This window comes from Pseudomonas sp. GD04058 (genome assembly GCF_029836855.1).
Lineage (GTDB): Bacteria > Pseudomonadota > Gammaproteobacteria > Pseudomonadales > Pseudomonadaceae > Aquipseudomonas > Aquipseudomonas bharatica.
This window is the reverse complement of sequence record NZ_JAOECN010000016.1, coordinates 52668-66235: the sequence shown is the minus strand read 5'-3', so window position 1 is coordinate 66235 and position 13568 is coordinate 52668. Positions and strand designations below refer to the sequence as shown.

The 13568-nt window shown below is 63.4% G+C and carries 11 protein-coding genes; 6 read left to right on the top strand and 5 right to left on the bottom strand.

From position 1 onward, the window contains the following. Positions 1-137: 137 nt before the first annotated feature. The 5 genes from N7650_RS15285 to N7650_RS15265 all read right to left on the bottom strand — a co-directional run bounded on the left by N7650_RS15285 (position 138) and on the right by N7650_RS15265 (position 10029). On the bottom strand, positions 138-971 hold the full coding sequence (locus tag N7650_RS15285; RefSeq protein ID WP_009394085.1) for a bifunctional allantoicase/(S)-ureidoglycine aminohydrolase: 834 nt from the start codon (positions 969-971) through the stop codon (positions 138-140). Positions 972-1143: 172 nt separating this feature from the next. Beyond that, on the bottom strand, positions 1144-3087 hold the full coding sequence (locus N7650_RS15280) for an autotransporter domain-containing protein (protein ID WP_279898945.1): 1944 nt from the start codon (positions 3085-3087) through the stop codon (positions 1144-1146). A gap of 219 nt (positions 3088-3306) precedes the next feature. Then, positions 3307-7554: an AAA family ATPase gene (locus N7650_RS15275; protein WP_009394089.1), complete on the bottom strand. Its 4248-nt coding sequence runs from the start codon at positions 7552-7554 to the stop codon at positions 3307-3309. Between the two features lie 6 nt (positions 7555-7560). Continuing rightward, complete coding sequence (locus N7650_RS15270; RefSeq protein ID WP_279898944.1) at positions 7561-9141, bottom strand: hypothetical protein; 1581 nt, start codon at positions 9139-9141, stop codon at positions 7561-7563. Positions 9142-9156: 15 nt separating this feature from the next. Continuing rightward, positions 9157-10029, bottom strand: coding sequence for a WYL domain-containing protein (locus N7650_RS15265; protein ID WP_279898942.1), 873 nt, complete (start codon positions 10027-10029; stop codon positions 9157-9159). Between the two features lie 339 nt (positions 10030-10368). Between N7650_RS15265 and N7650_RS15260 the strand changes: the two genes are divergently transcribed. The 6 genes from N7650_RS15260 to N7650_RS15235 all read left to right on the top strand — a co-directional run bounded on the left by N7650_RS15260 (position 10369) and on the right by N7650_RS15235 (position 13557). After that, entirely contained in the window at positions 10369-10974 is a 606-nt protein-coding gene (locus N7650_RS15260; protein ID WP_009398928.1) for an SCO family protein, read from the top strand. After that, positions 10968-11447, top strand: coding sequence for a copper chaperone PCu(A)C (locus N7650_RS15255; RefSeq protein WP_100228105.1), 480 nt, complete (start codon positions 10968-10970; stop codon positions 11445-11447). The genes N7650_RS15260 and N7650_RS15255 overlap by 7 nt, the downstream gene beginning before the upstream one ends. 587 nt (positions 11448-12034) lie before the next feature. After that, entirely contained in the window at positions 12035-12211 is a 177-nt protein-coding gene (locus tag N7650_RS15250; RefSeq protein ID WP_009408912.1) for a general stress protein, read from the top strand. 110 nt (positions 12212-12321) lie between these two features. Then, on the top strand, positions 12322-12507 hold the full coding sequence (locus N7650_RS15245; protein WP_158467786.1) for a hypothetical protein: 186 nt from the start codon (positions 12322-12324) through the stop codon (positions 12505-12507). A gap of 72 nt (positions 12508-12579) precedes the next feature. After that, positions 12580-12714: a PSPA7_2676 family Cys-rich small protein gene (locus N7650_RS15240; protein ID WP_279898938.1), complete on the top strand. Its 135-nt coding sequence runs from the start codon at positions 12580-12582 to the stop codon at positions 12712-12714. A gap of 9 nt (positions 12715-12723) precedes the next feature. After that, positions 12724-13557: a Ku protein gene (locus tag N7650_RS15235; protein ID WP_279898937.1), complete on the top strand. Its 834-nt coding sequence runs from the start codon at positions 12724-12726 to the stop codon at positions 13555-13557. Positions 13558-13568 lie beyond the last annotated feature (11 nt).

The window sequence follows — 13568 nt, the reverse complement described above, 5'->3', positions numbered from 1 at the left end:
AGCTCCCACAGGTTTTGTGTGCACCGCAAACCTTGTGGGAGCCGGCGTTGCCGGCGATGAGGCCCTCACAGACACCCATAAAAAAGCCCGCCATCCACCGGCGGGCTTTCTCATTCAGGCTGCGAGCCCGACGTCACTCAACGCTTCGGGTTCAGCGTCAGGTGCACGTTGCGGTTCACATCCTTGTACAGCAGGTAGCGGAACGGGCCAGGGCCACCGGAGTAGCAGGCCTGCGGGCAGAAGGCGCGCAGCCACATGAAGTCGCCGGCTTCCACTTCCACCCAGTCCTGGTTCAGGCGATACACCGCCTTGCCTTCGAGCACGTACAGGCCGTGCTCCATGACGTGGGTTTCGGCGAACGGAATCACGCCGCCCGGCTGGAAGGTAACGATGTTGACGTGCATGTCGTGACGCATGTCCGCCATGTCGACGAAGCGGGTGGTGACCCAGGCGCCGTCGGTACCCGGCATCGGGATCGGGGTGATGTCCTGCTCGTTGGTGACGAACGCTTCCGGGTGCGGCAGGCCTTCCACGGCTTCGTAGTGCTTGCGGATCCAGTGGAAGGTGACATTGGCCTTGCTGTTGTTGCGCAGGCTCCATTCGGCCGCCGGCGGGATGAAGGCGTAGCCACCCGGCTTGAGCGTGTAGTTCTTGCCCTGCAGGGTGATATCGACTTCACCCTCGACGACGAACAGCACCGCTTCGGCGTTCTTGTCCAGTTCAGGACGCTCGCTGCCGCCTTCCGGGGCCACCTCGACGATGTACTGGGAGAAGGTTTCGGCGAAGCCGGACAGCGGGCGGGCGATGACCCACATGCGCATCTTGTCCCAGAAGGGCAGGTGGCTGGTGACGATATCGCGCATCACGCCCTTGGGAATGACGGCATAGGCCTCGGTGAACATCGCACGGTCTGTCAGCAGCTCGGTCTGAGCCGGGTGCCCGCCGTGAGGGGCGAAGTAGGATTTGGACATGGACAGTCTCGGGGGTGTTTGTTGTTGTGACCCCGGGAGCGCCTGTAACGGGCGTTCTACCGGGGCTGCCGCTCTACAGTATGAGCATCGCGTCGCATCCACAAATTAAATGTTGGAATCCGTTCTATTTGCTTTGCGAATGGGGTCTCTCATGCACCACTGCGTCGAAGGCTCAGAATAGCCACTGCACGCCCAACGAATATCCCGCCTGGTTTCCTTCGTCATGGGCGAACCGGGTATTGGCCTCGGCAAATACCCCCAGCTGTTCGGTCACCATCAGCTGCGCGCCGAGCTGCGCGCGCCCGAAGCTCTTGTCGACCTTGTCCAGGTTCGCGACCCGTACGCGCCCGTCGGCCCGGGCTGCCAGGTCGATCTCGTCCAGTCGCCCATCCGCCAGCTCCCGCACCCAGCGTACGCTGGCGTAGGGCTTGACCCGCATGCCGGCCCCCAACCCCAGTTCGCCACGCAGGCGCCAGCCCAGGCTGGCCTCGAGCCCGTCGTAGTCCTGCTTCTCGTAACCCAGCGCGGTACGCAGCGCTTCGTCTTCATGGAAGTCATCGATGCGGTAATGCACGTAATCCAGCCCCGCCAGCGGCCCGGTCTTCAAGCCTCCAAGGTCGAAGTCATGGCCACCCTCCAGCCGTGCGCCCCAGAACAGCGCGGAGGTATCCCCGGACAGGCGCTGGTCAAGCAACACGGGGCCGTTGTTGGCCTGGATGTACACCGAGCGGCGGGTGTCGAAACGGGTATGCCCGGCACTCAGCTCACCCGCCAGCCACTGCGCTGCGCCATCATCGAGCAGGCCGAACAGGCCGGCTTGCCAGGTATCGCCTTCGACCCGCCCGCCATGCTCCAGGCTGTCGCGGCTGCGCTCGAAGCCCAGGCTGGCACCGACGGTCAGCGCATCGCTCAGCCGGTAGTCGCCCAGCACATGCACGCCGACGCGCTTGGACTCCGGGTTGCCGGCCACATCGAATCCGCTGTCGGGCGACACCTCGCCCTCGACGCCAACCTCGCCATCGAAGCTGCCCACGGTCCGCTGGCTGTCCAGCAAGGTCAGCCAGCGGCGGTCATGCAGTCGCGTCATTGCCTGGTGCTGGCGCTGCAACTGGTCTTCCATCTGCCGCGCCATGGCCCCGCCGGACGCGGTGGAGGCGAGCAGGTCGGCGTTGGTCAGCTCCAGTACCAGGCGCGTCAGCAGCCGCGAAAAATCCCGCAGGCGCTGGTCGATGCGCTCCTGACCGAAGGCGCCGGTGAGCACGGTCTGGTTGTCTTCGTTCGGGTCGTGCCAGGTGGACCCACCCGGAATCGCCGGGTTGTCGGTCTGCTCGTAGCCGTCCAGATCACCCAGCTCCCAATTGGTCGCCTCGATGAACAGCACTGGCACATTCAGACCCTCGAAGCTTTCGCCATCGCTGCAACAGCCTGTGCCGGCCGGGTAGGCGGGATTCAGGCCGGGATTGGTGAACAGGTCGATCTTCAACTCCCCGGCGATACGCATGAGCTGGTCGCGGTACGCACCGAGGGCCGGGTTGTCGGCGGCATTGCTGCCGGCGTGGGCGTACATCTTGTCGCCGGTGACCAGGCTATCGAGGTTGATCATCCCCAGCAGGTTGGCGCGCTGGCTGTCGCTGAGGGCCGCGACGTAAGCCCGTGAGCCGCGCAGCCCTTCTTCCTCGGCACCAAAGCCGACCACTTCCAGGCCGTTCTCCAGTTGCACGCCGCCGAGGTTGCGGGCGATCTCGGTCAGCACCGCCGCGCCTGAGGCATTGTCGTCCAGGCCTTGCAGGGTCGGGCGCCCGAAATAGGTGTCGAAGTGCGCACCCAGCACCACATAGTTGCTGCTGGTCCCGGCGGCGGAGGCGATTACATTCTGCGAACTGCGCGTGCCGGCCCAGGTGAAATCCTGGCGGCTGGTCTGGTAGCCATAGGCCAACTGTGCCTGCATCCAGTCGGCAGCGCCGGCGAAGTTGGCGGTGCCGCGATAGCGGCCGGGATAGTCGTGGATCAGGCGATCCAGGGTCTGGCTGGCGTATTGCCCGTAGTCATAGGCGCCAGCCCCCAAAGGGAGCAAGGCGGATCCGAGGGCAACGGCGATGGCGAGGGGTTTGAGCACGGCACTTGTCCTTGTGTGTCGGTAGGCGTGGGCATCTTGTCGATGCGTCGACCTGCTCGCAGCAGGAAATGGACCGAATTGTGAAGAGACCGTAAGAATTGCCGGATCTGTCGTAGGAATTTGGCAGATCTGGCGCCTGATGTCCTTTTTGCGCAAGCAACAACCTGTTCCCGCACGCAAGAGATGCGCGTGGGAACAGGTTCCCGACTGTGCAGGTCCTCAGTCTTCGCAACTGGCCAGCGCCTCTTCCAAGGCTTCCAGTGTGTCCTTGTCGAGTCCTTTCCTTAGGCGGTCGATCACCGCATCGCTGAAGCGCATCTCACCGAAGTTCAGGGCCCAGACGATGGCCTCCTTTACCCGGTGATCGCTGTCGCCCGCCAGACCCAGCAGTATTTCCTCGCTGGTGGCCGGCGGGTAGAGGCCGAACAGGGCGTCAGCCAAGGCGCTTCTAACCTCCACACTGGCATCGTTCGCCAGGCTTTTCTGGACCACCATCAGCAGGCGTGGTCCGAAGCTGCCGGATTTGCGAATCAGCGCAATACGCACCTGGGTGTCGCTGTCCCGCGACAGGGCCAATTGCACATGTGGCAGTAGCTGAGCGTTACCGGCCAGTGCCATGCGTACGCTCGCCTGTGGGTCCTTCAACAGGCGCAGTTGCACTTCCTCGCTCAACGCCCGACCGTGGAGCCCGGAGGGGCGTGCGGCCAGCGCCTCCCGTACGCAGGTCTCTTCATCTTCGGCAAGCCGGGCTTGCAGGCCCAGGCCCAGGTGCGGATGCTGGGCCAGGAGCACACGAATCTCTTCATGATCGTCCTGTGCCAGCGCAGCCTGCGCCGCCAGCTTCAAGATGAAGCCGCGCTGGGCGTTGGCCTGGGTCAGCAGTTCGCGGCGCACATCTACGTCGTGGTCCGTTGCGAGCGCCAACTGGGTGGCGGTCCTCGTGTATCGGTTACCCGCCAGTTCAAAGCGAATGTCGTAGCGGTGATCGTCGCGCAACGCCTGCTCTATATCGGCATCCAGCACCTGGCTACGAATCAGCGCGGTACGTACCGACATATCCTCGAGCAGGACGCGCGCGACGTCTGCGGCCAGCTTCTCATTGTTCGCAAGCTGACGGCGGACCTCGGTATCCGGGTGCCTTGCCAGGAGCAGTTGCAAGCCCGGAACCAGCGAACGATTGCCGGCCAACGCTTGCATCAACACTGGAGAATGCTTCCAGCCTTCGTAGTACTCGCGCTGCAGGCTTTCCCCCAGCCCGGGATTTCGGGCCAGCGCCAGCAACCTCGGCGAGGGTTCATGCTGGATGGTCCAAATGCTGCCCGGAGTGGTGGCAACAGCGTGTTGGCCGAGCTCGCGTATCAGTTCCTCGTCGATAAACGGGTTACCTGCGAGCACCATCTGCACCTTGTCGAAACCGCTTCGTGCCAGCCGGCCGTATTGTTTTGGCATCAGTCCACGGTTCGCGGCCAGCGCCAGTTGCACTTCCTCGACATCCTTGAGCAACAGCGGGAACGCTACACCTGCCAGATCTTCATTGCCGGCCAGTTCGACGCGCACTTGGACATCCGGGTCCTCGGCCAGCAACACCTGGATGCCTTCGTGGGTTTCAGCGTTGCGTGCCAGGGCGCAGCGGACCTCAGGGGCCGGATCCAGCGCCAGGCGTTGCTGGACGCTGATGCTGGTACTTCTATTGCTGGCCAGTTCAGCGCGCACCTTGGCGTTGTCGGCGAGCAGTTGCTCGTGAATGTCGACGCCCGTGGCGTTGTGCCAGGCAAAGCGCTCGCGCACTGCGCACACAGGATCATTCGCCAGGCGTTGTTGTTGCTCGGTATCGACTTCCTTATGCCATAGCAGTATGGCCTCGCGTACGTCGCTATGCGGGTCGCGAAGCAGGGTGTCGATAATTTGCGCGCTGAGGGTCTCGTTGCTGGCGAGCTCCTCGCGGACCTCCGCCAACGGATCCCGACTCAGCAGGCCGAGAATCTCCAGGCCGGCGCTTGTGTTGCCCGCCAGGGCCTTGCGCACGTCCCCGGATTCGTGCTGGACCAGACCCCGCAATTGCAGTGGGCTCAGGCCGTGGTTGCCAGCCAGGGTGACCAGTACCGCCTCCACATCCTTGATCAGGTACTGAACGGTGGCACTGCCCAAGGCCGGGTGACCGGCCAGGGTCTTGCGGACTTCGACATGAGCATCCTGGGCCAGCAGCAATTGCGCCGCAGCGCCGGTCGCGGGATTGCCCGCCAGTTGCAGGCGCACGTCCACGGGGCTTTTGGTCAGCTCCATCTGCACCGCCTCTGGCAGTTGCGCATCAGCGTGGCGAGCCGCCAGCGCAAGCAGGACGTCGATATCGTCGTCTGCCCCCAGGTTCAACTGGGCCTTTTCGCCAAGGGTCGGCAGTCGCGCCAGCGTCGCCCGGACTTCACCGCTCGGGTCTCGCGACAACAGCGACTGGAGCTCGCCGGACAGCAGCGGGTTGCCGGCCAGGGCCAGTCGCACGGCATCTTCGGTATCCTTGCCCAACTGGCGCTGGCCATCGATGCCCAGGTGCCGGTTGTGCGCCAGGGCAACACGTACCTCGGTGTCCTCGTCGTGCAACAACTGGCGCAGCAGCGATTCATGGCTGCTTTTCACTGCCAGTTGGCGGCGCTGGTCAGGCTTGAGCGCCAGCCATTGGAACCGTGACGCCAACAGATCCTGCGGTGCATGGGGATGCAGGCAGGCCAGGTGCAGCAGCTCGCGATCGAAGCCGGCCGCACCCTCGTCGATATTGATCCGCAGGGTCAGCACCCGCTCCGGGCAGTTGGGGTTACGGTACACGGCATTGCGGATTTCCCCGACCGGATCGAGAGCCAGCTTTTCCAGCAGGTCGTCCGGGCAGTCCTCGTTGCGCGCTACTTCCTCACGGCGTAAGGCGTTGGCGCTTTCGGCCATCTGGATCATCTGCGCCACGCTCAGGCCATCGCACCGGGAGGCAGGCTTGAGCTTGAGTTTCTCGAAAATCTCCTCGTACTCCGCGACCTGCTCGCGCAGGGTTTCCCGCAGGGGAACCGTCGAGTCGATGGCCGCCTCGAGGTCGCTGAAAGTCAATGCGCGGTCGGCGAGGAAGGCAGTTTCCCGTGCTTCGTTGATGGCGTTCTGAATATCCGCGCCAGCATAGTCGCGGCACTGGCTGACCAGTTGCCGGCGCTGTTCGTCGTCCAGCTCCAGGGTTTCGCCGCGGAGTTGGATATCCAGGATCGCGCCGCGCTCGATGGCATTGGGGAAACCGACGTAGAACACCTCGTCGAAACGCCCCTTGCGCAGCAGTTCCGGCGGTAGCGCGGCGACATTGTTGGCGGTGGCGATCACGAATACCGCGCCGGTCTTTTCCTGCATCCAGGTGAGGAAGTAGCCGAACAGTCGCGAGGAGACTTCCGAACCGCTGCCGCTGGTCATGCCGACGAAGGCCTTTTCCAACTCGTCGATCCACAGGATGCAGGGGCTGACCGACTCGGCCATGGTCAGGGCGCGGCGCATGTTGTGTTCGCTTTCGCCGACATACTTGCCCAGCAAGGAACCGATATCCAGGCGCAGCAATGGCAGTTGGAAGAGCCCGGCCGCAGCCTTGGCAGTCAGGGATTTGCCACATCCGGGCATGCCGGCGATCAGCACGCCCTTGGGCGCCTGGACCCGTGCCTCACGGGCTTCGCCGAGGCGGCGGAAGATCTGTGCGCGGCGCTCCAGCCACTGCTTGAGGTTTTCCAGGCCACCGATATCCGCGGCGCTGGCATTGACCCGGAGCATCTCCAGGACACCGCTCTTGGCAATGATCTGTTCCTTCTCGCGCTGGATCAGCGCCAGGGCGGCATCGTTGATCTGTTCATGCTGCAATCGAACCATCGCCAGCGCCGAGCGGATTTCCTCCTGGCTCAGGCCGCTGCATGCGGCCTGCAGGCGTTGTTGCAGGCTTTCCGGCACCAGCAGGTCGCACTCGCGGCAAACGCGGCCGATTTGTTCGACGATCTCCTCGCCACGGGGCAAGGGAAGGGGCAACAGGGTGATCTGTGCTTCGATCTGTGGCGGGATATGCAGGGTTTCCGAGACCAGGACCACCGCCGCCGCGCCGCGATGATGGCGCTGGATGCGGTTGAGCAACTGCTTCAGTCGCGCCACGGCCAGGGGCTGGTGCTCCAGGGCGCTGCGGGCGTCCTTGATGACGAACAGCTTGCCGTCCAGGTCATCGTCGAGCAGTGCCGGCAGGCTGGTAGCCAGGTCGGTGTCCGGGCCCTGGCTGCCCCGCGGCTGCTTGTTGTGAAAATCCACCCAGCCATAACCGAGGTTCCACTCCTTTGGGCTCAGATGCAGTTGCGCCGCTACGTCGGCCAGCACGGCGTCGATCCGCGCCTCTTCCCCTGAGTGGATGAACAGCCCCGGGTAACCGGCGACCAGGTGGGATTTGATCTTGTCCTTGAGTTCGAGCAGGTTCATCGGTGCTTACCAGCCAGGGAAAAGGGAAGAGGCGAAATTGCTCAGGGCGCGTCCGGCGGATTCGAGCATCCGCCCGGCTCCTTCGACGACCCGTGCGGCAGTCTTGAGTGCGGTTTTCGCCAGCGTCTTCCCGGCGGCGTAGACCGTCTCGCCGATCTGGCTGCCGGCGATCCCTCCGGCAACGCCGCCGATGAACCCGCCAACGAGGGTGCCGACCGGTCCGAGTACGGTGCCCAGGCTGGCCCCCAGGGCGGCTGCCTGGGTTGCGCCGGCGATGGCCATGGACGTGGTCACCGTGGTGCTGCCGAGGGTATCCAGGGCTTCTTCCCCGGTCAGTTCGCCCTTGCCCAGCTTGTACAGGGCCTTGGCATTCTGCAGGCCGACGCAGGCGATATTGGTGATCAAACCGGCCGGGGTGCCGCGCAGGGCCGCGCCGAGCCAGCCGTTCTTCACCGCGACTACGACTGCGCCGGACACTGCTACCTGGGCGCCGGTTTCGCCTGTGCTGCGCAGCGCGCTGTCGAAGAACGCCTTGAGTTCGTCATCGGTGCTGGGGTTTTCCCGACCGTTGAGGCTGTTCCAGGCGCGCCGTGCCAGTACCCGGACGCCCTGCAGACCGACCGCGATACAAGCACCGACCAAGGCCTGCTTGCCGATCTGTTTGGCAATGTCCAGCCGGTTGGTGTCGTTCCATTCGTACTGCCGCGCTTCCTGTTCCGCCTGGGCCTTCTCCTGCAAGGCCTTGGCGTCCTCCTTGGACAGTGGCCTGGACTTGACCCCATCGGCCTCGATCACTTCGCTGCTGTCCGCCACATCGGCACCATGGCCTTCTGGCACCAGGCGCTGCTGGTCGGCGTAGTCGCCGCTTTCGAACTGGCGTTGGGTGGCGCTGGCGTCCGAGCCGTATTTGGACTGGTATTTAGCGACCACGTTGCCATTGCCGTCGATGATCTCGATATCCACCGAGTTCAGTTCCCGGGAGTTGACCATCCTTGCCCGGTACTGGCTGCCCTTGGTGGTCGCGTCGATGTTGAAGGTATCGACGTGGTGCTGCTCGGCGATAAAACCGTCCAGGTTGGGGTTGAGGCTGATGGCACCGCCCTGGGTGGTAACGATGCGCCTGGCGTTGTCGGTGGCGTCGGCCAGGGCCTGGTCGATGCGCCCGGCGTATTGGCCTACCTGCACCGAGCCCGACAGGCCGGCGTTCTTCTCGATCTCGGCGGCGAGCCAGGAGGCCTGGCTGCGCCCTTTGTCGAGATGGTTCTGCAGCGACTCGCGGGCCTGGTTGAAGGCGCGGGTCGACTGGATGACCTCACGACTGGTCTGCTGCAGGTCCTGCTCGTCTTTCCACAGGTCAGGGTATTTGCGGAACTCGTCGCTCAGCCATTGCTCCAGCGGCTTTTCGCCACGGGCATTGCAGGAGGCGACGAAGGATGCGATCACGGCACTGGTCTTGCCAGGGTTGTCCGGCTTGTCGAACAGCACGCCCTCCATGCGCCTGGCCTGTGCTTCGGCGACCTGCTCGAAGTCGAGGCCGTATTCCGGGTCGGGTTCCTGGCCGAGGTTCTTTTCCATGTCGGCGGTCATTGGCGGGGTCCTTGCTCAGTGCAGATAGTCGGTGAGTTCGTCGTGCAGTTGCTGTTGCAGCCAGGCGGGTTCGAGAATTCGCACATGGGGGATCCAGTAGCGAACGATCGGCAGCAACTGGTTCGGGTGATTGACCCGGCATTGCAGGAGCAGGCGACCGTCGGCCAACTGCTCGATCAGTTGCTGGTGCGGCAGCACGTTGCGCCGCTGAAAGTAGTACGCGTTGCTGGCGGCGACCTGGACAGTGACCTTGAGGTGGTCTTCGCCAAACCAGATGTCATCGTCGCTTTCGATCCGGGTCTGGACAGTGCTGTCGGGGATGAAGGACTGGTCGAGTACCCGCAGGGCTTCGATGCGGGCGAAGGCAAAGCTCTTCAGGCGTCCCGCTTCGGTGGCGGCGAGGTACCAGATGCCCTTGTTGTGGACCAGGCGGTAGGGCTCGACGCTGCGCTGCTTGCCGGTATAGGTCAGCTGGCAGCGGCGGTGCTGCCCGATGGCCCGGTCCAGTTCGCGGAACGCCCCGTTTTCCGGCCGTTTGGCAGCGAAATGGCCATCGCGTACGAGAAAGCTGGTCGGACCCGGCTTGAGCAAGTCCATCCAGGCGCGGCGATCGCTGGCCGGGAACAACTGCTCGACACCGCTGATGCGGGCGAAGGTCTGCAGGTCGGCGGGGGACAAGCTGCCGCGGTAGGCGCTGGCGAGCTGGTAGACCCCATGCGCCCCTGGCTCGACCACATCGCCGAGGCGGTTCAGATCGCGGTAGATGGTGCGCTCGCTGACGCCGAAGCGTTCGGCCAGCTCAAGGCGGGTAGGGCGTTCGCCGCCCAGCAGCAGACGCAGGATATCGGCGAGGCGCAAGGCCAGGGTTTCGTGATCGGTGGCCGCCATGGCGGATCCTTGTCGGTGGGCTTGGCCGCGACTCTAGAGGAGGCGACTGACAGGCCGTGTCAGTGGCACTGACAAAGTCCATGCCGAAAGAGATGGCGACAATAACCTGAGTGGTGGCTCAAGGCCACTTCTCGGGAAAATAATGTTAAGGGAACCTCGATCTATTCTCGGTTTAACAGCTTGTTACGTATTGTCGGCACCTTCTGCGACACCACGCCGCACCCTTCGGGCGCCCTGCGCTGGCCCCTCCTGTCCTCGCGTGCCAAAATGCCGCCCCGTGAAAGGCTGGAATGAACAGCTTCCCTGCGCAAGCGTGCACCCTCCCCAAAGGATGGTTACATGAACGACCTACTGACCCGGCGCAAGGTTCTCGCCGGGCTCGGCCTGGCGGGGCTCGCCGCCCTGACCGGCTGCGATACCTCGCCCAAGCTCGACTTCAAGTACGGCAAGGACCTGAGCAACAAGATCCTCGGCCGTTCCTTCAAGCTCCAGGATGTCCACGGCGATACCTACGCGCTGTCGAGCTTCTACGGCTCCATGCCGATGGTGTTCTTCGGCTTCACCCAGTGCCCGGCGATCTGCCCGACCACCCTGGCGCGTGCGGTGCAGATCAAGAAACTGATGGGCCGTGACGGCGATTTCCTCAAGGTGGTGTTCATCACCCTGGATCCGGAACGGGATACCCCGCAGGTACTCGAAGACTATGTGAAGGCCTTCGACCCGACCTTCACCGCGTTGTCCGGCACCCCGGAACAGATCGCGGCCACCGCCAAGGAGTTCGGCGTGTTCTACGAGAAGGTACCGCTGGGCGACAGCTACACCGTGTCGCACTCGTCCACCAGCTTCGTCTTCGATTCCCGTGGCCGCCTGCACCTGGGGTTGTCCCATTCGCTGACGGCGAAGGAATGCGCCGAAGACCTGCTGACCCTGATGGAGATCTGCTGATGCTGCCGATTCGCAAACCCCTGGCCGTCCTGGCCCTGTGTGCCGCCGCCCTGCCGGCGCTGGCGCAAACCACCGTGGAAAATGCCTGGGCCCGTGCCAGCGTGGCCAACCAGCATTCCTCCGGCGCGTTCATGACCCTCACTTCCGATACCGACGCCAAGCTGGTCGCCGTGCAGTCGCCGGTCGCCAAGGATGTGCAGATCCATGAAATGAAGATGAACGGCGACGTGATGACCATGGGGCCGGTCTCGAGCCTCGACCTGCCGGCCGGCAAGGCGGTTAGCCTGGATGCCAACGGCTATCACGTGATGCTCATGGGCCTGGTTCACCAGCTCAAGCAGGGTCAGGAAGTACCGCTCACCCTGGTGATCGAGGATGCCAAGGGCAACAAGGAAAACCTCGAGATCAAGGCGCCGGTGCGCTCCTTGACCGAGGGTGAGCCGGAAATGAAGCACGGTCACGTGCATCAGTGATTTCACGGGCTTCGTGTGTCTTGAAGGTCCGTCAGTAGATCGCATCAGGGCTGACAGGTGCTTGTCATTACGTTTCCGGTGACCTTGAGATCGAGCGCCGCCCGCGCGGCGCATCGCTGGCAAGCCAGCTCCCACATTTGTTGCAACGTACCTATGCCTGACAGGCCATAGTGATCGCCTTGCTTGTACGACGCGATACCCTGTCGAACCCAACAGTCTCCCCGCAGTTGATCGCCGAACATCCAAAAGGCTGGCAACGGAGATCTCACAGGCCATGGCACGTTGCAACAAATGTGGGAGCTGGCTTGCCAGCGATGCGCCGCGCGGGCGGCGCTCGATCTCAAGGGCGCTGAAGATCTCCCGGCGAGCGCCTGGTGGCCATAACGCGGTTCTCTGACGGGCACGTCGCAGCCACCAAAACCGATACCCACACCCCAAATACCCATCACCCCAAACACCCCCTTCCCGCTATTTCCCGCCACCCGTCCGGCCGCTTCGAACCAAAGCGAATCCTTGCAACGCCATGGACTCACACATCATGTACGGCAAACGTCGTGCATCCCTAGTTTTCTATGAGGTGAAAGATCATGGCTAACAATGAAAACCGCACTGGCTCCAAGCAAGGCGGCGGCAACCCGGGCAACTTTGCCAACGATCGGGAAAAAGCCTCCGAAGCCGGTCGCAAGGGCGGGCAACATTCGGGTGGCATGAATCAGGACCGGCAGAAAACCCAGGACTCCGGCCGCAAGGGCGGCCGTTCCTGACGCGGTAGCGTAGTGAATGACGGGGCATAGCCATGCCCCGTTCGTCTGGCGCATCGGAGGCCTCGGCCTTGATGCGCCATTTGCTATTGTGAAGAACTTTCCTGGAGAACATGGCCATGAACAAAGGCGCAGCCCTGTTGCTGCTGTCCGGCCTGCTGGCCCTGGGCGGCTGTTTCGACAACTCCGATCACCCCGGCAAGGACTCCGACCCGAGCAAGCCGTCGCTGCAGATGCAGCAACCGCAATCGGAAAGCCCTGCCTCGCAATTGGCTCCGAGCAAGGACAGCGACAACTGATCATCCCGATCAAACCTTCCGCACCTCCTGGTAGTCATTAGTGGTAACAGACCTATGACCAGGAGGTGCCCCATGACCTTTCTTTGCCTGCTACGTGGATGCCAGTGGCGCTCGATGCCGGTGAACGATGCCGTGCCCGGCGATTGCGAGTGCTGCGAGCGTTGCGGTGCCTTGCGTCATCACCTTCTGCAACTTCCGCGTCGCTAGGAGTCCGCCATGCCTCGTGCAATCTGGAAGGGCGCGATCAGCTTCGGCCTGGTGCATATCCCGGTCGCCCTGGCATCCGCCGTGCGCAGCCAGCGGGTCGATTTCGACTGGCTTGACCAACGCAGCATGGATCCGGTGGGCTACAAGCGGATCAACAAGGTCACCGGCAAGGAAATCAGCAAGGAACATATCGTCAAGGGCGTGGAATACGAGAAGGGTCGCTATGTGGTGATCAGCGAGGACGAGATCCGCAAGGCCCGGCCCGAAGCGACCCAGACCATCGATATCTTCTCCTTCGTCGACGCCGGCGATATTCCCCTGCAACACTTCGACACGCCTTACTACCTGGCGCCGGACAAGCGCGGCGGCAAGGTCTACGCCTTGCTTCGCGATACGCTGGAAAGCACCGGCAAGGTGGCCTTGGCCACGGTGGTGCTGCATACCCAGCAGCATTTGGCACTTGTGCGGCCACTGGACGAGGCGCTGGTGCTGATTACCTTGCGCTGGCCAGACGAAGTGAAGGACCTCGCCAGCCTGGAGCTGGATGACAGCGTGACCCATGCCAAGGTCAGCAAGGCCGAACTGGACATGGCCAAGCGCCTGGTCAAGGACATGAGCGGCAGTTGGACACCCGAGGATTACCGCGACGAGTTTCGCCAGACCATCATGGACCTGGTGGAAGAAAAGGCCTCCAAGGGCAAGATCAGCGTGGTCGAGCAACCGGGCGAGGAAGGCGAGGGCAAGGGCGCCGATATCATCGACCTCACCGAACTGCTCAAGCGCAGCCTGGGTGGCAAGGCCAAGCCGGCGCCGAAGAAGAAGACGTCGCGCAAGGCCTCTTGAACCGGCCCCCG

What these genes read in the sequence shown, in the direction of transcription:
- N7650_RS15285 (WP_009394085.1), bottom strand. Translation starts at nt 971, where the DNA reads ATGTCCAAATCCTACTTCGCCCCTCACGGCGGGCACCCGGCTCAGACC.
- N7650_RS15275 (WP_009394089.1), bottom strand. Translation starts at nt 7,554, where the DNA reads ATGAACCTGCTCGAACTCAAGGACAAGATCAAATCCCACCTGGTCGCC.
- N7650_RS15270 (WP_279898944.1), bottom strand. Translation starts at nt 9,141, where the DNA reads ATGACCGCCGACATGGAAAAGAACCTCGGCCAGGAACCCGACCCGGAA.
- N7650_RS15265 (WP_279898942.1), bottom strand. Translation starts at nt 10,029, where the DNA reads ATGGCGGCCACCGATCACGAAACCCTGGCCTTGCGCCTCGCCGATATC.
- N7650_RS15260 (WP_009398928.1), top strand. Translation starts at nt 10,369, where the DNA reads ATGAACGACCTACTGACCCGGCGCAAGGTTCTCGCCGGGCTCGGCCTG.
- N7650_RS15250 (WP_009408912.1), top strand. Translation starts at nt 12,035, where the DNA reads ATGGCTAACAATGAAAACCGCACTGGCTCCAAGCAAGGCGGCGGCAAC.
- N7650_RS15245 (WP_158467786.1), top strand. Translation starts at nt 12,322, where the DNA reads ATGGCCATGAACAAAGGCGCAGCCCTGTTGCTGCTGTCCGGCCTGCTG.
- N7650_RS15240 (WP_279898938.1), top strand. Translation starts at nt 12,580, where the DNA reads ATGACCTTTCTTTGCCTGCTACGTGGATGCCAGTGGCGCTCGATGCCG.
- N7650_RS15235 (WP_279898937.1), top strand. Translation starts at nt 12,724, where the DNA reads ATGCCTCGTGCAATCTGGAAGGGCGCGATCAGCTTCGGCCTGGTGCAT.